The sequence below is a fragment of the Thalassovita taeanensis genome (genome assembly GCF_900110775.1).
Taxonomy (GTDB): Bacteria; Pseudomonadota; Alphaproteobacteria; order Rhodobacterales; family Rhodobacteraceae; genus Litorimicrobium; species Litorimicrobium taeanense.
The window spans coordinates 60,838-83,918 of the sequence record NZ_FOEP01000006.1 but is presented as its reverse complement, the minus strand read 5'-3'; the positions used below and the strand labels follow the sequence as shown (position 1 = coordinate 83,918).

At 63.0% G+C, this 23,081-nt stretch carries 18 protein-coding genes and 2 pseudogenes; 7 read left to right on the top strand and 13 right to left on the bottom strand.

Going from position 1 to position 23,081, the window contains the following annotated elements:
• Positions 1 to 23 precede the first annotated feature (23 nt).
• A complete protein-coding gene (locus BSF79_RS10105; protein WP_090269779.1) occupies positions 24 to 929 on the bottom strand; it encodes a LysR family transcriptional regulator in 906 nt (301 codons plus the stop codon).
• Positions 930 to 1,024: 95 nt separating this feature from the next.
• Between BSF79_RS10105 and metF the strand changes: the two genes are divergently transcribed.
• Positions 1,025 to 1,891, top strand: a complete 867-nt coding sequence (metF, locus tag BSF79_RS10100) for a methylenetetrahydrofolate reductase [NAD(P)H] (RefSeq protein ID WP_090269778.1) — start codon at positions 1,025 to 1,027, stop codon at positions 1,889 to 1,891.
• 66 nt (positions 1,892 to 1,957) lie between these two features.
• Positions 1,958 to 2,446 (top strand): PaaI family thioesterase, encoded by a 489-nt coding sequence (locus BSF79_RS10095; RefSeq protein WP_090269777.1) that lies wholly within the window; start codon positions 1,958 to 1,960, stop codon positions 2,444 to 2,446.
• Between the two features lie 11 nt (positions 2,447 to 2,457).
• Here BSF79_RS10095 and BSF79_RS10090 read toward each other — a convergent pair whose 3' ends face one another.
• The 3 genes from BSF79_RS10090 to BSF79_RS10080 form a co-directional block, all read right to left on the bottom strand.
• On the bottom strand, positions 2,458 to 3,555 hold the full coding sequence (locus tag BSF79_RS10090; RefSeq protein WP_090269776.1) for a DUF2235 domain-containing protein: 1,098 nt from the start codon (positions 3,553 to 3,555) through the stop codon (positions 2,458 to 2,460).
• The gene (locus tag BSF79_RS10085) at positions 3,536 to 5,830 is read right to left on the bottom strand and encodes a xanthine dehydrogenase family protein molybdopterin-binding subunit (protein ID WP_090269775.1); all 2,295 of its coding nucleotides are present in this window, start codon (positions 5,828 to 5,830) and stop codon (positions 3,536 to 3,538) included. The genes BSF79_RS10090 and BSF79_RS10085 overlap by 20 nt, the downstream gene beginning before the upstream one ends.
• Before the next feature lie 233 nt (positions 5,831 to 6,063).
• Positions 6,064 to 7,056, bottom strand: a complete 993-nt coding sequence (locus BSF79_RS10080; protein ID WP_245776373.1) for a zinc transporter ZntB — start codon at positions 7,054 to 7,056, stop codon at positions 6,064 to 6,066.
• 164 nt (positions 7,057 to 7,220) lie between these two features.
• Here BSF79_RS10080 and BSF79_RS10075 point away from each other — a divergent pair, with 164 nt between their 5' ends.
• Positions 7,221 to 10,325 carry a valine--tRNA ligase gene (locus BSF79_RS10075; protein ID WP_090269774.1) on the top strand — a complete coding sequence of 1,035 codons (3,105 nt, stop codon included), beginning with the start codon at positions 7,221 to 7,223 and terminating at the stop codon, positions 10,323 to 10,325.
• Positions 10,326 to 10,695: 370 nt separating this feature from the next.
• Here BSF79_RS10075 and BSF79_RS19480 read toward each other — a convergent pair.
• From BSF79_RS19480 to BSF79_RS10065, 3 genes and pseudogenes are all read right to left on the bottom strand, one after another.
• Positions 10,696 to 10,918: pseudogene (locus BSF79_RS19480) on the bottom strand (integrase core domain-containing protein); the annotation flags it as partial.
• A gap of 165 nt (positions 10,919 to 11,083) precedes the next feature.
• On the bottom strand, positions 11,084 to 11,875 hold the full coding sequence (locus BSF79_RS10070) for a crotonase/enoyl-CoA hydratase family protein (RefSeq protein WP_090269773.1): 792 nt from the start codon (positions 11,873 to 11,875) through the stop codon (positions 11,084 to 11,086).
• Positions 11,876 to 11,953: 78 nt separating this feature from the next.
• Positions 11,954 to 12,121 (bottom strand): Tat pathway signal protein, encoded by a 168-nt coding sequence (locus tag BSF79_RS10065; RefSeq protein WP_090269772.1) that lies wholly within the window; start codon positions 12,119 to 12,121, stop codon positions 11,954 to 11,956.
• A 97-nt stretch (positions 12,122 to 12,218) separates the two neighbouring features.
• Here BSF79_RS10065 and BSF79_RS10060 point away from each other — a divergent pair, with 97 nt between their 5' ends.
• Positions 12,219 to 13,328, top strand: a complete 1,110-nt coding sequence (locus tag BSF79_RS10060) for a pyridoxal phosphate-dependent aminotransferase (RefSeq protein WP_090269771.1) — start codon at positions 12,219 to 12,221, stop codon at positions 13,326 to 13,328.
• A 124-nt stretch (positions 13,329 to 13,452) separates the two neighbouring features.
• Here BSF79_RS10060 and BSF79_RS10055 read toward each other — a convergent pair whose 3' ends face one another.
• Together BSF79_RS10055 and BSF79_RS10050 are read right to left on the bottom strand one after the other, a co-directional pair.
• A complete protein-coding gene (locus BSF79_RS10055) occupies positions 13,453 to 14,658 on the bottom strand; it encodes a pyridoxal-phosphate-dependent aminotransferase family protein (protein WP_090269770.1) in 1,206 nt (401 codons plus the stop codon).
• Positions 14,659 to 14,739: 81 nt separating this feature from the next.
• Positions 14,740 to 15,372: a hypothetical protein gene (locus BSF79_RS10050; RefSeq protein ID WP_090269769.1), complete on the bottom strand. Its 633-nt coding sequence runs from the start codon at positions 15,370 to 15,372 to the stop codon at positions 14,740 to 14,742.
• A 171-nt stretch (positions 15,373 to 15,543) separates the two neighbouring features.
• Here BSF79_RS10050 and BSF79_RS10045 point away from each other — a divergent pair, with 171 nt between their 5' ends.
• Both BSF79_RS10045 and BSF79_RS10040 read left to right on the top strand, forming a co-directional pair.
• Positions 15,544 to 16,227, top strand: a complete 684-nt coding sequence (locus BSF79_RS10045; RefSeq protein ID WP_090269915.1) for a fused DSP-PTPase phosphatase/NAD kinase-like protein — start codon at positions 15,544 to 15,546, stop codon at positions 16,225 to 16,227.
• A pseudogene (locus tag BSF79_RS10040) lies at positions 16,155 to 17,735 on the top strand (ABC transporter ATP-binding protein); the annotation flags it as partial. The gene BSF79_RS10045 and the pseudogene BSF79_RS10040, both read left to right, overlap by 73 nt.
• A gap of 238 nt (positions 17,736 to 17,973) precedes the next feature.
• On the opposite strand, the gene BSF79_RS10035 reads toward BSF79_RS10040, so the two are convergent.
• Positions 17,974 to 18,651 (bottom strand): TIGR04283 family arsenosugar biosynthesis glycosyltransferase, encoded by a 678-nt coding sequence (locus tag BSF79_RS10035; RefSeq protein WP_090269768.1) that lies wholly within the window; start codon positions 18,649 to 18,651, stop codon positions 17,974 to 17,976.
• A 66-nt stretch (positions 18,652 to 18,717) separates the two neighbouring features.
• Here BSF79_RS10035 and ygfZ point away from each other — a divergent pair, with 66 nt between their 5' ends.
• Entirely contained in the window at positions 18,718 to 19,446 is a 729-nt protein-coding gene (gene ygfZ / locus BSF79_RS10030) for a CAF17-like 4Fe-4S cluster assembly/insertion protein YgfZ (protein WP_090269767.1), read from the top strand.
• Positions 19,447 to 19,539: 93 nt separating this feature from the next.
• Here the strand turns inward: ygfZ and BSF79_RS10025 are convergent, their stop codons facing one another.
• The 3 genes from BSF79_RS10025 to BSF79_RS10015 form a co-directional block, all read right to left on the bottom strand.
• Entirely contained in the window at positions 19,540 to 20,805 is a 1,266-nt protein-coding gene (locus BSF79_RS10025; protein WP_090269766.1) for an ABC transporter permease, read from the bottom strand.
• Positions 20,802 to 21,611 carry an ATP-binding cassette domain-containing protein gene (locus BSF79_RS10020; RefSeq protein WP_090269765.1) on the bottom strand — a complete coding sequence of 270 codons (810 nt, stop codon included), beginning with the start codon at positions 21,609 to 21,611 and terminating at the stop codon, positions 20,802 to 20,804. The genes BSF79_RS10025 and BSF79_RS10020 overlap by 4 nt, the downstream gene beginning before the upstream one ends.
• A gap of 153 nt (positions 21,612 to 21,764) precedes the next feature.
• The gene (locus BSF79_RS10015; RefSeq protein WP_090269764.1) at positions 21,765 to 22,766 is read right to left on the bottom strand and encodes a taurine ABC transporter substrate-binding protein; all 1,002 of its coding nucleotides are present in this window, start codon (positions 22,764 to 22,766) and stop codon (positions 21,765 to 21,767) included.
• Positions 22,767 to 23,081 lie beyond the last annotated feature (315 nt).

The following is a 23,081-nucleotide window of genomic DNA, read 5'->3' as shown; positions in this document are numbered from 1 at the left end:
TAAGGTGAAAAAAGCGCGATGCTTCACCCCCGCTGAAGCTTGACAGGCTCAGTGCGCGCCAAGCGGATGAAATTGGCAAAATAGGGCCGCGTCACATCATCTGCCCGCACCGCCGCATACAGCCGCCGGGTCAGGCCTTGCTGCGTAATCGGCCGCGTCACGTAATCCGAGGAATACTTGACCTCGCGCACCACCCAATCAGGCAGCACCGCCACCCCCCGGTTCGAGGCCACCAGCAGCAAAATCACCGCCGTCAGCTCGACCTGCCGCACCGCGCCCGGTTCGACCTTCGCAGGCGTCAGCAACTGGCTGAACACATCCAGCCGCGCCCGATCCACCGGATAGGTGATCAACGTCTCGCCGCGAAAATCTTCGGCCTCGATATACTCTTTCTGCGCCAACGGATGCTGGCTGGAGGCGACAAACACCGGCGAGTAATCAAACAGCGGTACAAATTCCACCCCCGGCAGCTCCTCCGGGTCGGACGATACCACCAGATCGACCTCTTCCTTCATCAGCGCAGGCAGCGCATCAAACGCCAGACCGGGGCGGATATCCACATCCACATCCGGCCAGGCTTTGCGAAACTGCTCAAGCACTGGGAAAAGCCACTCAAAACAGGCGTGACACTCGATCGCGATATGCAACCGCCCGGTCTTGCCCGACACCAGCCCGTGGAATTGCTCCTCCAGCGCGGCCATCTCCGGCAAAATCCGCTCGGCCGCCCGCAACAGCCGCATTCCCGCCGCCGACAGCTTCAACGGCTTCGACCGCCGTACAAACAGCTCGACCCCGGTCTGCTCTTCCAAATGCTTGACCTGATGGCTCAGCGCTGATTGTGTGATGTTCAGCTGATCCGCGGCGCGCGCCAACCCGCCTGCCTCGTGAATCGCCTTGATCGTGCGCAAATGCCGGATCTCGATATGCATATGTTAGCAAACCTCATGTTGACCTTGAGAATTATGAAGTTGTCTCACAAAGCGTTTTTAGCGACAAGGGGGCAACCAGTGACAGGATACCTCCGATGACCACGCCCGCCATATCTTTCGAATTCTTCCCGCCGCAAAACCTTGAAGCCTCGTTTCGCCTTTGGGACACGGTGCAGGTGCTTGCCCCGCTCAGCCCGCGCTTTGTCTCCGTGACCTACGGCGCAGGTGGCACCACCCGCGACCTGACCCGCGACGCGGTGGCGACGCTGCATAAAAATTCCGGCCTGAATGTCGCCGCGCACCTGACCTGCGTCGATGCCACCCGTGCCGAAACCCTGGCCATCGCTGACAGCTTTGCCGCTGCGGGCGTCACCGAAATCGTCGCCCTGCGCGGCGACCCGCCCAAAGGCACCGCAGGCTTCACGCCCCACCCCGACGGCTTCGCCCACTCGGTCGAGCTGATCGAAGCGCTGGCCGACACCGGCAAATTCAAAATCCGCGTCGGTGCTTACCCCGAGGCCCACCCCGAAGCGCCCACCGCCACCGCCGATGTCGAATACCTCAAGCGCAAGATCGACGCCGGCGCCACCGAGGCCCTGACGCAGTTCTTCTTCGAGGCCGAAACCTTCTTCCGCTTCCGCGATGCCTGCGCCAAGGCCGGGATCACCGCGCCGATCATTCCCGGCATCCTGCCAATCGAAAACTGGAAAGGTGCGCGCAATTTCGCCAAACGCTGCGGCACCTCTGTGCCCGCATGGGTCGATGACGCATTTGAAAAAGCCGCCCGCGACGGGCGCGAAGATCTGCTGGCCACCGCGCTGTGCACCGAACTGTGCAGCGAACTTCTTGATGGTGGCGTGGACTCTTTGCATTTCTACACGCTCAACCGCCCCGAACTGACCCGCGATGTGTGCCACGCTCTGGGCGTCACCCCGCGCGCGCAACTGGAAAACGTCGCGTAATTCAATTCGGCCTTGTGCCCCTGTCAAGCGCGCGCCACTCTGGTCTCAGGACAGGAGAACACGCGCATGACCGAACGCAAAGTGGCAAAATCCTTCGCGGATCTGCCAAGCAAGGAAGAAATGACCAGCCGTAGCGGGCTGGAAGCGATGAAGCGGATGCTGAACGGCGACGCAGCCGGTCCGCCGATATCGGACCATATGAATTACACCCTCACCGAGGTCGAAGACGGCCGCGTCGTCTTTTCCGGCGCGCCGCTATTTGAATACTGCAACCCGATGGGCACGGTGCACGGCGGTTGGTACGGCACGCTGCTCGACAGCTGCATGGCCTGCGCCGTGATGAGCAAACTGCCCGTCGGCTCCGCCTATACGACGCTGGAATACAAGATCAACATCCTGCGTTCGATCCCCGTGGGGATGCAAGTCGAAGCCATCGGCATCGCGCAGCATGTCGGTCGTTCAACCGGCGTGGCCGTGGGTGAAATCCGTGGAGTCGAGGATGGACGCCTTTATGCCACCGGCTCCACCACTTGCATCGTGATGAAAGTGGCCTGATCAGGGCCCGTTCATCCCCGCAGATGAGCGGCCCACCCCGGCACCGACGCCACCGTCGGCTCCACCGCTGTTTCATGCAACCGCTCTGACGGGTCGCGCCCGATCACCCGGCGCTTGCGCAGCAAAAACAGCTTGCCCCAACTGCTCCACGTGCCGACCGATGGCGCACCGGGATCCGTGGGAAACCGCATGCGCCAGCCCTCCGGCAACTGCAAACCACAGCTTTCGATCCGCTCCAGCATCCACACCAACGAGATATTCGCCAGTGGCCGCGCGGCATCAAACCCGCCCAACTGCCCGCCGATATCCCCATGGGTGCCGCGGAACCACACCTGTTCCACCCGTCTGGCCACCGCAGTCTGATCGTCCTGCGGGTCGTTGTCGCCATTGGGACATTCCCATAGCACCGGTTCAAACACCTGCCGGGTTTCATCCCGCGCCAGCGCGTGAAACCCGTGCTTCACCGAGGGGCCAAGCTGATGCGAATGAAAAGCGTGATGGACCTCGGACCACTTCCACAGGAACGGCAACCGCACCCCCAGCGCCTTGACCGTATCCCACGCCCCGACCATCTCGATCTCGAACCGCGCATGGCAATGGATTGTGCGAAAGACCTCGGCCACCGCACTGCCCGCCGGGCTTTGATAATGGCGATAGGCCAGTTGGATGTTGCGCTCTGTCGCATGCTCCGCGCGCAGCAGCCCGACCTGATCGACCACCCCCGCCAGCGACCGCACCGCATAGGCCCCGCGCGAATAGCCCAGCAAAAACACCCGGTCGCCGGGCCGGTACCGACTTGCCAGATACCCGTATGCCCGCCGGATCTGACGGTTGATCCCGCGCCCCATCATCACATCCGGCGTGCTGCGCCAGTCCTGCCACTGCACCCCGGCCTCGTAATACAGTGATACCTGCGCCCCCAATTCCGACAGCAACCGATAGGACAGACCGGCGTTGGTCTCCTCCCCCGGTGTCAACGTCGACATGGTGCCATCCAGAATGATCACATGGGTCAGCGGCCCACGCTGGCGCGTGACCGGGCTGCGCCCAGACCGCAGGCCGGGACGCAGCCAATCGAAAAGCCGTCTGCTAAGCCGCCGCAGCCCCATCGTTCAACAATTCCCATACCTTCAGCGGGGTCAGCGGCATATCGGCCCGCCGGACCCCCCGATCCCACAGCGCATCCAGCACCGCATTGGCGCCCGCCGCCATCGCGCCGACCGTGCCCGCTTCGCCGCAGCCCTTCATCCCCATCGGGTTGGCGGTTGACGGCACAACCTCGGTTTCGAACTTGATCATCGGCATGTCCGCCGCCCGCGGCATGGCATAATCCATGAAGCTTGCGGTCAGAAGCTGCCCATCCTCGTCGTAACCAACATGCTCGTACAAGACCTGCCCAAGCCCCTGAGCCACTCCGCCATGCACCTGACCTTCAGCCAGCAACGGGTTGATCAGATTTCCAAAATCATCCACCACGGTATAACGCGCAACCTCGGTCAGACCGGTCTCGGGGTCCACTTCGACCTCGCAGACATGCGCGCCATTGGGGAACGAGCGCGCAGGCAGCGTCGCCCGCGCCTCGTGTACCAAAAGATCGGTGCGCCCGTCGGCCCGCGCCATCGCCGCCGCCTCCAGCAGCGTCGGCGTCAGGTTCGACCCCGGCGCGCGGAACGTCTCGTCATCGAAACTGACCTGATCCTCGGCCACGCCCATCTTTTCCGCCAGATAGGGCGTGAAGGCGGCAATCATCCGCGCGACCGTCGCCAGCGTCGCATGGCTTTGCGTCGTGACCGAGCGTGATCCGCCAGTGCCACCGCCCTGTGCAATCAGGTCGCTGTCACCCTGCACCACAGAAATCATCGCCGCCGGTATCCCGGTCTGATCCGACAGAAACTTGGCATAGACCGTCTCGTGGCCCTGCCCGTTCGATTGGGTGCCGACATAGATCACCACCGTGCCATCCGCGTTGAACTCCACCTTCGCACCTTCCGAAGGGTCGCCCAGAATGCTTTCGATATAGTAACTCAACCCCATCCCGCGCAATTTTCCGCGCGCCGCGCTCTCGGCCTTGCGCGCGGCAAACCCCGCCCGGTCCGCCGCCTGCTCGGCATGATCCAGCACCCGGCTGAAATCGCCCACGTCATAGGTTTCGCCGGTTGCGGCGCTGTATGGGAACTGATCCACCGCAATGAAATTGCGCCGCCGCAGCGCCCAAGGGTCCACCCCCAACTGCCGCGCCGCCGTATCCATCATCCTCTCTAGCAGATAAATCGCCTCGGGTCGGCCGGCACCGCGATAGGCGTCAACCTGCGTGGTGTTGGTGTAAAACCCTTCGACATGCAGATAGGTCGCCTGAACATCGTAAGTGCCCATCAAGACCCGCGCGAACAGATTGGTCTGAATGATCTGACCAAACTGGCTGTTGTATGCGCCCAGATTACAGCGCGTATCCACCCGGTAACCGATGATTTTGTGATCGGCATCGAACGCCAACGCCGCTTCGCTGACCAGATCGCGACCATGATGATCGCTCAGCATCGCCTCGGTCCGCTCGCTCATCCAGCGCACCGGACGGCCCAGAACCATCGCCGCATGGGCGACGGTGAAATATTCCGGATAGGGCGGCGCCTTCATGCCAAAGCCACCGCCGACGTCGGGGTTGGTCACCCGCACCTGCGAAGGGTCCAGATTAAGCACGCGCGCCAGCTGCGCCTTGGGGGTCCAAACCCCCTGCCCGCCAAACGACAGATGCAGCCGCCCGTCCTCGACCTCGGCGAAACAGCCGCGCGGCTCCATCGCGTTGACGATGATGCGGTTGTCGTCGACCTCCAGCCGCACCACATGTGCGGCGGCGTCAAACGCCGCCTGACAGGCAGCCTCGTCACCCAAGGCCCAGTCAAAGGCGCGATTGTCCGTCGCCTCGGCATGCACGGCCTCGCCGCCAGTAAAAAGATCCAACTTGGCAGGCAGATCGTCATAATCCAGCTCGATCAGTTCAGCCGCATCACGCGCCTGATCCAGTGTTTCCGCCACGATCAGCGCCACAGGTTCGCCAACATGGCGCAATTTGCCTTGCGCCAGAACCGGGCGATGCGGGGCGGCAGCATCAGACCCGTCGCGATTTTTGACCACAACCCCCGCCATGCCCGCGGTAATTCCCGCCTGCACCAGATCGGCATCCGTCAGCACCAGATGAACGCCGTCAGACGCGCGCGCGTCCTCGACATCCAGCGTGGTGATAACCGCGTGCGCCACCGGCGACCGGAACACAAACGCAAACAGCGCGCCCTTTGGGGTCACATCATCGACATATCGCCCATGCCCGGTCAGAAACCGCACGTCCTCCACCCGGCTGACCGACTGGCTTTTCCCGAATTTTTCCATTTCTGGCCTCTCTCGCGTCCCGTTAAAGCAAGACTAGCTTACCGCGCGCGACTGTCCAGTGCTGGCCTGACCGCCGGGGCGTTGGCGCGGATAAATTGGGCGTTACACAGAACGGTGGCCTGATCCAAAAGAGCGCCTGCGGCGCACAGGTTCAGCCCTGCGGGCAGATTGGGGCGCTGCCCCAAACCCCGGAGTATTTTTATCGGAAAGAAGCCGGAGGCGCGAGAAGCAGGTCAGCCTGAGCGGCCCAAGAGCCCCATGCGGCGGAACAGCCACATCTGAAAGGTGCAGATCACCAGAAGCAGGGCACAGACCGCCCAGAAAGCCCAGGGTGTATTGGTCCCCGGTATGCCGCCCACGTTGATGCCCAGCAGCCCGGTCAGAAGCCCGAGCGGCAGGAAAATCGCCGCCACGACAGACAGCACCAGCATCTGTTTGTTCATCACTTCGGCGCGCAGGTCCATGACCTGATCGTGCACCACCTGTGCCCGGTCGCGAATCGCGTCGAGTTCTTCGGCCAGACGGGTCACCCGTTCGGTGGCTTCGCGCAACCGGGCGCGGTCGTGTTGGGTCAGCCAGTCCTGTTCCTCGATCTCGAGCGTACTGAGGGCGTCGCGCTGCGGGAACATGTAGCGCCGCAACAGGATCGAGATGCGGCGGATATCGGCCAGCTCGCCGCGCATTCCGGCGCCTGACTGCCCCGGCTCGCGATCTTCCAGATCGTCGATCCGTTCGTTCAAGGCGGCGACCACCGGTTCTGCCCGGTCCGCCAGCCGCAGGGCCAGCCGCGTCAGCAATTCGCCCGGTGTCGCCGGGCCTTGCCCGCGCGCGATCGGCTCGATCACGTCGTCCAGCGCGGTCAGGGGGCGCAGCTGCACCGAGACCACCGCCTGCGCCTGCATGAACAGTCGGACTGACACCATATCCTCGGGCTCGGCGCCGGGATTGAGGTTCACGCCGCGCAGGATCATCAGCACGGTTTCGCCATGTACGGTGCAGCGCGGCCGGGTTTCGTCCGCCGTCAGCGCCTCCATCGCCAGGGCGTTCAGGCCGGATTGTTCCAGCCACGCCCGGCCCGCATCGGTGTTGCGGTTCAGGTTGACCCAGACGAAACCGCCCTGCGGCGCCACCAATTGCGCCACCATCTGCTCGAGGGGCACGCCATCACACGGCAGCGCCACGGCCCCACCTTTGCCGTCAAATCCGTAAGCCTGCACGTCCTGCATCGTTTCCGCCCTTTTGGCCTGTTACCGCCAGATTGCCCCAGAACCGCGCCCTGTTCCACCGCTTCCCACCGTCAACGCCGCATTTTTGTCGCCTGCCACCTTTCCCTCAGGCGCCCCATTCGCTAGAGCTTTGCCAACTCAAAGCGCACCGGAGAAGACACGCCATGGCGATGGAAAAGACCTTCAACGCGGCCGAGGCTGAAAGCCGCCTCTATCAGGCCTGGGAAAAGGCCGGCTGTTTCACCGCAGGCGCCAATGCCAGCCGTCCTGAGACCTTCTGCATCATGATCCCGCCGCCGAACGTCACCGGCAGCCTGCACATGGGCCACGCCTTCAACAACACCTTGCAGGATATTCTGGTGCGCTGGCACCGGATGCGCGGCTTTGACACGCTCTGGCAGCCCGGTCAGGACCACGCAGGCATCGCCACACAGATGGTCGTGGAACGCAAATTGGCCGAAACCCAACAGCCTTCGCGCCGCGAACTGGGCCGCGAGGCGTTCCTCGACAAGGTCTGGGAATGGAAAGAGGAATCCGGCGGCACCATCGTCAATCAGCTCAAGCGCCTCGGCGCGTCGTGCGACTGGTCGCGCAACGCCTTCACCATGGACGAGCATTTCCAGCAGGCCGTAACACGCGTCTTCGTGGATATGTACAACAGGGGCCTGATCTATCGCGGCAAGCGCCTGGTCAACTGGGACCCGCATTTTGAAACCGCCATCTCGGACCTCGAGGTCGAAAATATCGAGACCGCCGGCCATATGTGGCACTTCAAATACCCGCTCGCGGGCGGCGAGACCTATACCTATGTCGAGAAAGACGAAGACGGCAACGTCACGCTCAGCGAAGAGCGCGACTATATCTCGATCGCCACCACCCGGCCCGAAACCATGCTGGGCGACGGCGCGGTTGCGGTGCACACCTCGGATGAACGCTATGCGCCGATCGTCGGCAAGCTGTGTGAAATCCCGGTGGGTCCCAAGGAACACCGCCGCCTGATCCCGATCATCACCGACGAATACCCCGATAAGAATTTCGGCTCGGGCGCGGTGAAAATCACCGGCGCGCATGACTTCAACGACTACGGCGTCGCCACCCGCAACGGCATCCCGCTTTATGCGCTGATGGACACCAAGGGCCAGATGCGCAGCGACGGCCTGCCCTACGCCGAGGCCGCCGAACAGGCACAGGCCATCGCCAAGGGTGCCCCTGCCCCCGCCGATGCCACGCCGATCAATCTGGTCCCCGAAGAGTATCGCGGCCTCGACCGGTTCGAGGCGCGCAAAAAGGTCATCGCCGACATCACCGCCGAAGGTCTGGCCGTGATGATCCCCCAGACCACCACCGACGCCGAAACCGGCGAAGAGACCACGATCGAAATCCCCTTCGTCGAAAACAAACCGATCATGCAGCCCTTCGGCGACCGCTCCAAGGTCGTGATCGAACCGATGCTAACCGATCAGTGGTTCGTCGATACCACCAAGATCGTCGATCCCGCGCTCGAGGCCGTACGCAACGGCGACACCAAAATCTTGCCCGAGCGGGACGAGAAAGTGTATTTCCACTGGCTGGAAAACATCGAACCCTGGTGCATCTCGCGTCAGCTTTGGTGGGGCCACCAGATTCCGGTCTGGTACGGGCTTGACCTGTCCGCCCCCGACTTCGTCGATGACGAAGGCGATGGTGATCTGGACGTGGTCGAACTGGGCCGCCTTCTGAACGCAGGCGGAATGCTGCACTGGGGCGACGTGCACCACTGTGCCGCCAACTTCGATGGCGTGCAGGATGCCTTCCGTGACGAGCTGGCAGATACCCCGACCCCGATCAGCCACGCCACCATCGTCGAGGTGGCCGACAAACAGGCCGCCATGGAAACGCTGGCCGCCTGTCTGGCGCAATATGCCATTGATACCGACCCGACCAAGCTGGTCTATCCGGTCTGGCGCGACCCTGATGTGCTTGATACCTGGTTCTCCTCCGGCCTTTGGCCGATTGGCACCCTGGGCTGGCCGGATCAGACGCCAGAGCTGGAAAAATACTTCCCCACCGATGTGCTGATCACCGGCACGGATATCCTGTTCTTCTGGGTCGCCCGGATGATGATGATGCAGCTGTCCGTGGTCGATCAGATCCCGTTCCATACCGTCTATCTGCATGGGCTGGTGCGCGACGCCAAGGGCAAGAAGATGTCGAAATCCACCGGCAACGTGGTGGACCCGCTCGACATCATCGACGAATACGGCGCCGACGCGCTGCGCTTTACCAATGCCGCCATGGCCTCGCTCGGTGGCGCGCTCAAGCTCGATACCCAGCGTATCGCGGGCTATCGCAACTTCAGCACCAAGATCTGGAACGCCTGCCGGTTTGCCGAAATGAACGGCGTATATGATACCGACGTAATACCGACGCAAAACCGACGTCCTACCGACGCCACTCAGACGGTCAATAAATGGATCATCGGAGAGGTCGCCAAAGTACGTGAAGAGGTCGACGCCGCCCTTGATGCCTTCCGCTTCAACGATGCCGCCAGCGCGCTTTATGGCTTTGTCTGGGGCAAGGTCTGCGACTGGTATGTCGAGCTGTCCAAGCCCCTGTTGATGGACGGCGACGAGGCCACCAAACACGAAACCCGCGTGGTGATGGGGTGGGTTCTGGACCAGTGTCTGATCCTGCTGCACCCGATCATGCCCTTCATCACAGAAGAGCTGTGGGCCAACACTGGTGAGCGGTCGAAGATGCTGATCCACGCCGACTGGCCGACCTATCAAGCCGCTGATCTTGTTGACGAAAATGCCGACAAGGAAATGAACTGGGTTGTGGCTCTGATCGAAAGCGTCCGCTCGGCCCGTGCCCAGATGCACGTGCCCGCGGGCCTGCATATCCCGATGCTGCTGTCCGATCTGGACGCGGCTGGCCGTGCGGCTTGGGATCGCAACGAGGTGATGATCAAACGCCTCGCGCGCATCGACAGCCTGACCGAAGTGGCCACGTTCCCCAAGGGCACCGTGACCATCCCGGTCGAGGGTGGCAGCTTTGGCCTGCCGCTGGCCGACATCATCGACGTGGCCGAGGAAAAAGCCCGTCTGGAAAAGACGCTGATGAAGCTGGCAAAGGAAATCCAAGGCCTAAAAGGTCGCGTCAACAACCCAAAATTCGTCGCCAGCGCCCCCGAAGAGGTCGTCGCCGAAGCCCGCGAAAACCTGACCGCGCGCGAAGAAGAGGAAACCACCCTCAACGCCGCACTCGCACGGCTGGCCGAACTGGGGTGATCAAAGATCCCCCTCGCCTGCGGCGGGCGGGGGGGCCAGAACCTGACGGTTCTGGCTTTGTAGGGCGGTGAAAGGGGCGATGCCCGACTGTGGCTTACACTCTTCAGGCGGTTCACCATCTGCTAATTCGAAATCCGAGTTTAGCGTTGATCTTCAGCAGAGAACTTGCCAGATGAATGGCTTTTATAATTAATAGTCAGCGCCTTAGACGATGAATACAATCTAAAAGACACACACCCGGCAGGCGCGGTCGGACGGGCGCTGTGGCGCTTGGGGGCAAGAGGACATGCTGCACGTTCGGCGCATGCGATGTTGCAGGAATGTGTCACGATCCGCACCTCACAGTCCACAGCTTCAATACGCGGAAAATCTAGCCCCGAGCGGGGGCACTTTGGGTAGCACAGCAATTGCGCCTCGGGCGACCTTGAACAAAGACGGCCCCAGTCGGGACGATACTTTCTGGCGCTGGCGGACGATAAGCCCGGAGCGCTACGCGGCCCAACCGTGTTATAGTACCACCTCCGTCTTTCGATCAGAACCTGAGCTTCGCGCAGTGTGCAGAAAACCTCACCGCTCAAAAGTTCATCTCGAAAGCTGCACTTGAGGCCGCGCGCGGCTTATCGCGACAATTCCGACCCTGAAAAGGGAAGGGAATTGATGGCCATATCGCCGATCCGGACCTGACGTACGCAATCGCCCGCGACGCAAGGCGCACGTTTCTTAAGTGATGCCCCCGGGGCAAACCGAGGGCGAACAGGTTAGCCTTTGAAGACCGGGGCGCGTTTTTGCATGTTCGCAGCAATCACTTCCATCTGATCAGCCTTGCCGATCAGCGCCGCTTGCTCGCGGCTTTCTTCAAGCAGAACAACAGCCTCGTCCGCGCCGCTTTCGGCCACCTCGATCAACCGCTTGGCCGCCCGCATTGCCGAAGGGCTTTTGCCCGCGATCCGAGCGGCCAACGTAAGCGCCGCGTCCAGCGGATCGTCGGACAGCTCGGTGATCAGCCCCCACTCCAGCGCCTGCGGCGCCAGCACCGGATCGGCGGTATAGGTCATCCGCCGGATCACATCCGAGCGCGTCAGAGCAGGCAGCAGGGCCATCCCACCCATATCGGGCACAAGACCCCATTTCATCTCCATCACCGCCAGCTTGGTTTCGGGGTGCGCGATGCGGATATCCGCCCCCAGAGCCAGTTGAAACCCAGCCCCGAAGGCCACGCCGTGCAGCGCCGCAATCACCGGCACCGGCACCTTGCGCCAGACCATCGCCACCTGCTGAAACAGGTTCGAGGAGCCATGGCTGCGCGGCATCACCAGATCTTCGGGATTACCGGCCGCAAATTTGGCGAAATTCGACAGGTCCAGCCCGGCACAAAACCCGTTGCCTTCTGCCGACAGCACAACCGCGCGGACATCGGCATTGCCAATCAGACCTTCTCCAGCGGCGACGATCGCCTCGGCCATTTCCTGATCAACGGCATTCATCTTATCAGCGCGGGTCAAGGTGACGCGGGCGATATGGTTCTCGATCTCAACGGATACGCGGCTCATGGGGGTCCTCCTCTGGTTGGGCAGAGTTCACCGCAAAAACCGCGTAAAAGCCAGCGCGACGTGAGGGCACAAACGCCCCTAGGGCACCAGCCGGTCCACGGCACGCATCATTCCCAGAGATTTATCATAGACCAGCGTTAGAATACGCCGCCCGCCGCCGGTGCGTGTGGCCAGAGCAGGCAGGCTGCGTACCGTTGTGGCAGCAAGGCTGGCGGCCAGAAAGCTGCGGCGAGACAGGTTGGGCATTGCACGGCCCTCATTATTGCGAGTTATTCGCATATAAGCACACTGTCAGGCATTTCAACCGCTTGCCCGCCTGCCGCAGTTGCGATTATGTGGCGGAATGACTGGACCCAGATACACAGACCTGACCCAAACCCTGCCCGCAACCGTGCCGTTTGTCGGCCCCGAAGCGCAGGAACGCAGCCGCGGCGCGCCCTTCTTGGGGCGGGTGGGGGCGAATGAGAATATTTTTGGGGCATCGCCTTTTGCGATTGCAGCAATTCAGGCGGCGAGCGCTGATTTGTGGATGTATGGCGACCCCGAAAGTTACGACCTGCGGGAGGCTTTGGCGGCGTTTCATGGCGTCGGGATGGGCAATATCGTGGTCGGCGAAGGCATCGACGGGTTGCTGTGCTATCTGGTGCGAATGCTGGTGGACCGGGGCGATGCGGTTGTGACCTCGGACGGGGCATATCCGACCTTCAACTACCACGTCGCGGGCTTTGGCGGCGTGCTGCACAAGGTGCCTTACGCGGGCGACCACGAGGACCCCAAGGCGCTGTTTGCCAAGGCCGCCGAGGTCGATGCCAAGCTGGTGTATCTGGCCAACCCCGACAACCCGATGGGCACATGCCACAGCGGTGCCGCGATCATGGCAGCGCTTGAGCACCTGCCCGAGGGCACGCTGCTGGTGCTGGACGAGGCCTATGTCGAACTGGCGCCAGAAAGCACTGCTGCGCCGGTCGAGATCGAAGACCCGCGCGTGATCAGAATGCGCACCTTTTCAAAAGCTTACGGTCTGGCCGGGGCGCGTGTGGGATATGCGTTGGGGGCCGAGGAGCTGATCACCAGCTTCAACAAGATCCGCAACCATTTCGGCATGAACCGCGCCGCACAGATCGGCGCTTTGGCAGCGCTGAAGGATCAGGACTGGCTGGCACAGACCCGCACAAAGGTTGCCGAAGCCCGCGACGAGATCGGTCGGATCGCGGCGGACAACGGGCTGAGCGTGGTGCCGTCATCGACCAATTTCGTGGCGGTGGATTGTGGCCGTGACGGGGTGTTTGCCAAGGCGGTTCTGGATGGACTTGTGGCGCGGGGGCTGTTTGTGCGGATGCCTTTTGTGGCCCCGCAAAACCGCTGCATCCGCATCAGCTGTGGCCGGGCGCAGGAGCAAAAATTACTGGCCGAACTGCTGCCGCTGGCGCTGGCGGACGCGCGCAAGGGCTAGTCCCTGCGCGCCCGCTGGCCGCCCGCCAACCGAATGCGCGGCAGCGCAGCGAAATCGACACAAACCGCGCTGCACATCCGATGCACACGACATGCACAAAGCATGCATATCGCAGGTGCAGAAATCAGGCGTGTGAGCCTGCCGCGATCACCGCCGCCGCCGCATCCATCGCCCCAGCGCCATGTGGAATGGATTGCGCCACAAAGGCGGCCTGAATCGCCCCCAGCATGCCCATGACCATATGCACATTCAGATGCCCCATATGGGCGATGCGGAAAAACCCTTTGCCGTCGGGATCGCCGGGTTCGGACATGCCCAACCCGATGCCAAGCGTCACGCCGGCGTTCACCTCGACCCACTTGCGCAGCTGGGCGCCGTAAGGCAGGCCCAGCCGCAGCGCGGTCACGGCGCGGCTGCGGTGCGCGGGGTCGGCAACGTTGAGGGTGAGCGGACCGCCCTGCCCCCAGACCTCGCACGCGGCCCAGATCGCGCGGGCCAGCACGTCATGCCGGGCCCAGATATTTTCGATGCCTTCGGCGTGGATCATATCAAGTGCGGCGCGCAGGCCATAAAGGTGATGCGTCGGCGCGGTCCCGCCGAAATACTGATAGGGCTGTTCGGGCGCGGCGCGTGGCACCCAATCCCAATAGCGGCTGACGCGCGCCATGGTGGCACGCACGGCGGCGGCGCGATCATTAAAGAACACAAAGCCCAGCCCCGGCGGCGTCATCAGGCCCTTCTGGCTGGCGGTGATGGCGATATCGACGCCCCATGCGTCCATCTCGAACCGGTCGCAGCCCATCGAGGCGATACAATCCGCCATCAACAGCGCCGGATGCCCGGCGGCGTCAAGAGCGGCACGCAGGCCCTTGATATCATTCAGAACACCGCTGGAGGTATCGACATGGCTGGCCAGAACCGCCTTGATCCGGTGTTCGGGGTCGGCGCGCAGCGCCTGTTCGATCCGGGTCAGGTCAAACGGGGCGCTGCGACCGAAATCGAGCAGTTGCACATCGGCCCCCAACCCCGTGGCCATATCGGCCCAGCCGTGGCCGAACCGCCCGGTCGAGGGCACCAGCACCCGGTCGCCGGGGGCGATCACGTTTGACAGGGCGGCCTCCCACGTGCCGTGGCCGTTGCAGATATAGATCGCCACATGATGCGCCGTGCGCGCCACCCGCCGCAGATCGGGGATGATGCTCTGGGTCATCTCGACCAGCGCGCCCTCGTAAATATTGGGCGCGGCGCGGTGCATGGCGCGCAGCACGTCGTCGGGCATGACGGAGGGGCCGGGAATGGCCAGATAGGGGCGACCGTTGGACAGGTTCATGCAGGTTCTCCAGGAGTGATCTTCTGGTGACACTATCCATCGGGCGGGCAAGGTCAATCGCCGGGGGCGGCGAATTGGCTGCTATGCCGCACGAGCATGGGCCATCGCCCGATCAAGGTGCGCGGTCAGGGCTGCGACTTCGGCTTCGGCGTTTTCGGGCATGGCGCCGTTGACCGAGTTCAAGTCGCTGACATAGCCGTTGATCTGTTCACGGATCGTGGCCAGCGAGCGGTCCGGAACGATGCCTGCGGCGCGCAGCTGATCCTCGGTCGTGGGGGCTTTGGGCGGGTAGGAATAAAGGTTGGCGACGCGGTAGCCGGCGGTATAGCCCGGCCCGCGTGAAAACCACGAGCGGTATTGCGGCACAATCACCAGACCCTGCGGTTCGGGTCCGATCCCGGCAGCATAGAGGCGTTGCAGGCAGATGTAGTTTTCTGCGACGCGGCGGGTGACGGGTTTGGTAAAGGCGGCTTTCCATTCCTCGGCCGGGACTTTGTTCTTGACCGGCTTCCCGGCCAGAACGTGTTCGCGCTTGGGGGCTTTGTGATAAATGCAATGCACGTCGCCATGCACCGAATGCATCAGTTTCATCTGAAGCCCCGGCAGATAGACCGCCCAGGCGCCCATGGCGATTTTACAGGCCCTGCCGTCAACGCGGGCATGAAACAGGCGCAGCCGGGTTTTTCCCAGCGTTTCGATTGCGATATCACTCATACTCAACTTGCCTGCATGCCCTGTGGAATTTCCGTCCGATCAACACCACATAGGGTTGAATGGCTGTCGCTTCAAATGCTGGTTGTTGTGACCCTGCGTGAAATGTGCAGAAACTTGCCTCAGCTTGGGCAAAACACTACAAGACGCGCGAACAACAGGCATAGGACGCTGATGAACCCTCTTGAAAAGCTGAAACAGTGGGAACGCGACCTGCGCCTTGCCTCGGATTACGATATTTCCAAGCCCGAGGACCGCAAGCGCGCGATGCGACATTACAACTGGCTGGATCACGCGATTTTGCGGATCCACTGGACGAACTTTTTCCAGATCGCGCCGGGGGTGTACCGGTCAAACCATCCGACGCATGAGCGGCTGGAAGACTATGCCGCGATGGGAATCAAATCGGTTTTGAACCTGCGCGGCACGGCGCGCCACGCGCGGTATCTGTTCGAGAAGGAAAGCTGTGATGCGCTGGGGATGACGATGGTCAATATCCCGCTGCACGCGCGCAAAGCGGCCCCGCGCGAGAACCTGTTGCAGGTGATCGAGGCGTTCCGCACCATCGATCGCCCCTTCATGATGCATTGCAAATCCGGGGCCGACCGTGCCGGGTTGGCCAGCGCGATGTACCTGATGGTCATCGAAGGCCAGCCGGTCGAAGAGGCGCGCAAGATGCTGTCGGTGAAATACCTGCATCTGAAATGGTCGAAGACCGGCGTGCTGGATTACATGCTGGATGTCTATGCCGCGCGCAACGCCCGCGACCCGGTCGGGTTCGAGCAATGGGTGACCACCGAATACGACCCAGAAGCCTTGCAGGCCGGGTTCGACAACGGCCGGAAGATCCCCGCATGAGCACGCGCGAGGTCCCCAGCACCCGGCTGATGGGCTGGCTGTGGTCGAATTACCTGAGCAAGCATCTGTGGCTGCTGCTGGCGGCGCTGTTCTTCATGGCGCTGGAAGGGTCGATGCTGGGCGCGCTCAGCTGGATCATGCGGCCGATGTTCGATCAGGTGTTTATTGAGGGCCAAAAAACCGCGATCTGGTGGGTTGGTGGTGCGATTATGGCAATCTTTGTCATTCGCGCTGTGGCCAGCGTTGGGCAAAAGGCGCTGCTGTCGCTGATCTCGCAACGCTCGGCTGCGGATATGCGCACCGGGATGCTGGACCATCTGATGCGGCTGGACGGCAGTTTTCACCAGACCCACCCGCCGGGGTTTCTGATCCAGAGGGTGCAGGCCGATGTGGAATCGGTCGGGCAGGTCTGGAACGCGGTGATCACCGGTGCCGGGCGCGACGCGATTTCGCTGCTGATCCTGATGGGGGTGGCGATCAGCGTTGACTGGCAATGGACGCTGGTGGCCTGTATCGGCACACCGATCATGGTTCTGCCCTCGGCTGTGGTGCAGAAATTCGTGCGCCGCCGCGCGCGTGAGGCCCGTGATCTGGGCGCACGTCTGGCGACGCGGCTGGACGAGGTGTTTCACGGCATCGTGCCGGTCAAGCTGAACCGGCTGGAACAATATCAATCTGACCGCTATCGCGCGCTGACCAATGATCTGGTCCGCGCCGAGGTGCGTGCCAAGCTGGGCGCCGCCGCGATTCCGGGACTGATCGACATCATGGCCGGGGTGGGGTTTCTGGGGGTGCTGGTGTTTGGCGGCGCCGAGATCATCGCGGGCGAAAAAACCATCGGCCAGTTCATGACCTTTTTCACCGCCATCGGCTTTGCGTTCGAGCCGCTGCGGCGGCTTGGCTCGGTCACGGGTGTCTGGCAAAACGCCGCCGCCGCGATCGAGCGGATCAAGGAATTGCTGGATACCCAGCCGTTGCTGACCTCGCCCGCGCGGCCCAAGCCTGCGCCGCTGGGCACGCCCGAAGTGCGGCTGAGCGATGTGCAGCTGTCCTATGGCGACACGACCGTGTTGAGCGGTGCGACGCTGACCGCGCCTGCGGGGAAAACCACGGCCTTGGTCGGGGCCTCGGGCGCAGGAAAGTCCACGATTTTCAACCTGTTGACGCGCCTTGTTGATCCACAGTCCGGCAAGGTTCTGATTGGCGGGATCGAGGCGCGTGAGATGTCGCTGGTCGATCTGCGCGGGCTGTTTTCGGTCGTGTCGCAGGATGCGGCCCTGTTCGACGAAAGCCTGCGCGAGAATATCCTGCTGGGGCGGACAGATGTCAGCGAAGCGCAGCTGAAGTCGGTGCTGGAGGCGGCGCATGTCGCTGATTTCCTGCCCAAGCTGTCACGCGGGCTTGAGACGCCGGTGGGCCCGCGTGGCTCATCCCTGTCGGGCGGGCAGCGGCAGCGCGTGGCGATTGCGCGCGCCTTGCTGCGCAACACGCCGATTCTGTTGCTGGACGAGGCGACCAGCGCGCTGGACGCGCAATCAGAGCAAGTGGTTCAGGACGCGCTGGACAAGCTGTCCAAGGGCCGCACCACGTTGGTGATCGCGCATCGGTTGTCGACCGTGCGCAATGCCGACAAGATCGTGGTGATGGATCGGGGCCGCGTGGTCGATGAGGGCACGCATGACGAATTGCTGGCGCGCGGCGGAATTTACGCCGAGCTGCATCAGTTGCAGTTCCGCAGCGATGGCCCTAGCGCCGATAAGCTTGCGCAAGCGCGTCTGGGTCGGCCCCGCACAGGAAGCGGGTCAGGGTCCACAGGTTCCGACAGCCCCGCCGCACCCAACCTGCTTGGGCGTATCGCGCGGCGCTTGTTCGGGCAGTGACCGGCAGCACGGTGATCTGTCCGCGCAGGGCGCGGGCGATCGCCACATCCTCCATCAGCGCGATATCGCGGTAGCCGCCGATGCGGTCGTGCAGGGCGCGCGGGATCAGCAGGCCCTGATCGCCATAGGGCAGCCCGAAGGCGCGGGTGCGCAGGTTGGCCCATCCGGCGACCATGCGGGGGGCAAGCCCGGCGGCATCGAAGCCGAGCCGGAAACAGGCCGCTTGTGGGCTGTTCAGATGCGCCAGCGCCAGTTTCGACCAGCCCGGCGACAGCAGGGTATCGGCATGCAGCACCAGCAGCCAGTCGCCCTGCGCCGCAGCGATGCCGCGCTTGATCTGGCCGCCACGCGACGGCGGGCCGGTGATGATCTGCGCGCCCACCTCCTCGGCGATCTGAAGGGTTGCGTCGGTCGAGCCGCCGTCGGAGATGATCAGCTCGCGGATCAGGCCAGCCTCGAGCCCCTCCATCAGGGCGGCAAGGCAGGAAGGCAGGCCGGGGGCCGCATTGAGGGTGGGAATGATCACCGATAAAGCCGCGCGCATGTCTGTCCCCTGTTGCTCTGCCTGCCCCGCGCTATATTACAGTCACGCGCAGGACGGGAGACAGAAATGAGCCGCAGTATATTTCGTATTACCGGGGCGGATGCCCGGCACTTCCTTCAGGGTCTGGTCAGCAACAATGTGGATGGGCTGGATCATGGCGTGGTTTATACCGCACTGCTGACGCCGCAGGGCAAATACATGGCCGATTTCTTTCTGGTGCCGCAAGGGGACGCGATCTTGCTGGATGTGGACAGCAGCCTTGCGCCGATGCTGGCGCAGCGGTTGGCCATGTACAAGCTGCGCGCCGATGTGCAGATCGAGCCGGTGCCGCTTGCGGTCAGGCGTGGCACTGGCCCGGCGCCTGAGGGGGCGTTTGCCGATCCGCGCCATCCATCGCTTGGCTGGCGGCTGTATGGCGCCGAGGGCGGCGATGACGGCAGCGATTGGGATGCGATCCGCGTGGCGCAGTGCATCCCCGAAACCGGTATCGAGCTGACGCCAGACAGTTTCATCCTTGAGGCCGGGTTCGAGCGGCTGCACGGCGTTGATTTCCGCAAGGGCTGCTATGTCGGGCAGGAAGTCACCGCGCGGATGAAGCACAAGACCGAGCTGCGCAAGGGGCTGACCACGGTAGCGATCACCGGCAGCGCGCCGGTCGGCACGCCGATCATGGCAGGCGAGAAAGAGGCGGGCACGCTATTCACCCAAGCGGGCGGGCGCGCCATTGCCTATCTGCGGTTTGACCGCGCCACCGGCCCGATGCGCGCGGGCGATGCGACCCTGACACGGGAGTGATCAGCGCGCGCCCTTGCGCCGCGCCCTGCCCCCGAAATGCGAAAACGCCCCATTGGGGCGTTTTCCTTTGCCGATCGGTCAGCGCATGTGGGCCTAGCCCTTGCCCTTCCACGGCACCAGCCATTTTTCCCCCATCCGCATCAGGATATCGATGCCATAGCCGATGATCCCGATCAGGATGATCCCCATGATTACGATATCGGTCAGCTGGAACCGGCTGGCGACCATGATCATCATGCCTGCGCCTTTCTCGGCGGCGACCAGTTCAGCCGCCACAACGGTGCCCCAGCAGACGCCCATCGCCACCCGCGCCCCGGTGAAAATCTCGGGCAGGCTGTTGGGCACGATCACATACCGCAGCACCTGCCACTTGCTGGCCCCCAGCGAATAGGCCGCGTGCACCTTGGAAATTCGCACGCCCGACACCCCGGCCCGCGCCGCGATTGTCATGATCCAAAGCGCCGCCAGAAACAGCAGGATGATCTTGCCGCTTTCACCGATCCCGGCCCAGATGATCACCAGCGGGATCAGCGCCAGCGGTGGCACCGGGCGCATGAATTCGACGATCGGGTCAAACCAGCCGCGGAACCAATCGCTGAGCCCCATGGCATAGCCCAGCGGAATACCGACCAGCGCGCCCAGCAGAAATCCCGCGACCACCCGGTAAAGCGACCAGCCCAGATGCTGCCACAGGGTGAAGTTCTGATAGCCCTCGCGCGCGATCTCGCCGACGCGGGATACCACGGCCTCGGGCGGGGGCAGCCAGATCGGCTCCATCTGCATACCTTTGGGAGGGGCATAATTCAGCGTGCCCTTGGGCGTCATCGCCACCCGGCCCGCATCGGTGATCACCGCGCCACCGGGGGCAATCGGCTGACCGTCGATGGCCACGACCCTGGCCCCGTCCTTGCGTGTCAGTGTATCGTTGGCATCGGCCCGGATCAGCGCCGACCGCCAGGCCGCCACCGTGACCACATCATCCTTGGCAAACCCCGCGCCCGGCGCCACCACAGGTGCCTCGACCGTCTCGCCCAGCCGGAACACCCGCGCATGCACCACCGCATCGTCGCGGCTACCGTCCGCCGCCTCGGCCGTATAGGTGAACGAGGTGTCGCCCAAGAACGGCCCCGGCGCATGCACCGGCACCCACTTGCTGCCGGTGAACGCACCCCACAGCAGGAAAATCGTCAGAACCGAAATCACGCTGGCCGCCCGGTCGGGGCGCACGGCGCTTTCGTCGCCAAAGGTCACGGTCTTGAGCGAGGTGAAATCCCGCCGCGTGAAATACCGCCTCAGCCCGCCGCGCACCACGGCGAAGGACAACAGAAAGATCGCCACATAGATCAGAAACGGAATCATGCGCCTGCTCCTTCGGTGCGGCCCATGATCTCTTCTTCCATGTCCCAGATCATGCTCAGGATTTCCTCACGCCTGTCGCCAAATTCCGCCAGCTTCTTCACCTCGCGCAGATCCTGATCGACGCCGATATCGGCAAACGGCAGTCTATATTCGCGGTGAACCCGCCCCGGACGCGGTGCCATCACCACCAACCGCTCGCCCAGCAACAACGCCTCTTCAACCGAATGGGTGATCAGAATGATCGTCTTTCCGGTCTCTTTCCACAGCTTCAGAACCAGCCCCTGCATCTTCTCGCGGGTCAGCGCATCCAGCGCGCCCAGCGGCTCGTCCATCAAGATCACATCCGGGTCATTGGCCAGACAGCGCGCCAGCGCCACGCGCTGCTGCATCCCGCCCGACAGCTCGTACACCGCCTTTTCCTTGAACGCGCCCAACCCGGTCACATCCAGAAGGTGATCAACGACCTGCCGCTTCTCGGCGCGGGCCATGCCCTTCATCGTCGGGCCAAACCCGACATTGTCGCGCACGCTCATCCACTCGAACAACGCGCCTTGCTGAAACACCATGCCGCGCTCCGCCGCCGGGCCCTTGACCTCATGCCCGTTCAGCACGATCCGGCCTTCCGTGGGCGCCAGAAACCCGGCCACGATATTCAGAAGCGTGGTCTTGCCACAGCCCGATGGCCCCAGCACGCTCATCAGCTCGCCGCTTTTCAGATCCAGACTGACATCCTTCAGCGCCTGAACCGAACTGCCGTTCGGCAAATCAAACCGCATCGACAAATTCTGTATCGAGAGTTCCGACATACACGCCCTCACTCGGCAGAGCCGCGCCCCGCATTCACATTTTCAAAATATCCCCGCCGGAGGCATCCGCCCGCGCCGCTGCCACCACAGCCGCACAAGGCAGATCCCACCGTGCCGGTCAGGATCGGCGGGGCCAGCGCCCCGCCCTTCCGCTTACATGCCGCTGGCTGCCGTCAAAGGCCCGGTGTTGACGGTGCTGTCATAGCTGTCCAGCGCCGCGTCGATGCTGCCCGCCTCGACAAACACGTTGGCGACGCCCTTCATGAAGTGCTGCGCCCCACCGCCCAGCCATTTCGGGCCCAGCTGCTCTTCCACAGTCGGGAACACGAAGGTCGAGATCGTGGCCGCGGTCGCATCCAGATCCATACCGCTGTCCTTGGCGATCACCGCCAGCATTTCATCCTTCATGTCGCCTGCGGCCCACATCGCGTTGGCATCCGCCGTCACTTTAAGGAAGCTCGCCACCAGATCGGGGTGCTCGGCCACGTACGACGCCGGGGCGGAGGTGGCGTCGAACACCAGAATGCCCAGCTCTTCCTTCTCGGTGCCGGTCAGCAGCACATTGCCGTGCTCTTTGGCGCGGCGCAGCGATCCGCCCCAGCCGCAGAACATGTCGACAGCGCCCTGCGCAATTGCAGCGGCGCCTTCGGGCGGGGCCATGTTCACGACCTCCATCTTGCCGATATCAACGCCAAAGTGGCTCATCTGCTTGAGAAAGCCATAGTGCGCCGAGGTGCCCAGTGGCACCGCCACCTTCTTGCCTTCCAGCTCTTTCGCGCTGTTCTTGTCGATCTCCAGCGCGCTGGCGACGACGCAGTTGTCATTGTCGGAATAGGACACGGCCACATCGACGATCTGCAGGTCCTGCCCGGCGCTGGTGGCGACCACGAAGGGCGGCACGCCCTGGCTGACCGACAGCTGCACGTCGCCGCTTGCCATGGCCGCGCTCATGGCGGTGCCGGTGTCGAACGCGCGCCAGTTGACCTTGACGCCCATTTCGCTGTCATAGGTTTCCATCACCTTGGCGTATTGAAACGGCATCGGCCATTCCAGAAAATAGCCGACGGTGATCTCGTCTGCGGCGCGGGCCGCGCCCGCACCGGCCAGCAAGGCAAGGGTTGCGGCGGCGGACATCATCTTGAATTTAAGTGTCATTCATAGCTCCCGTAGGTGTGACCCGCTGTTGGACGGGTAAATTCGGTGTCACGCATCTTTGGCGCGATTTTGACGCGATTTATCCTCGCGATTCTTTTGTTTTGTCGGGGATGCCACATCAGCAGCATCGCCTCGTGCCCACAATCCGAGCGGAAAAGCTGATTCCCTTCAATGATTTTCTAGGCTTGCCCGCCGCGCATCCATCGTCAGGCCGCTCCTTGCGCGGGGTGCGGCGGTGAATTTTCATTGGAATTCAGCGCACTATCCCGATCGCATAAATATTACGCGAACGGGCACCAGAAAACTGGCCCTATT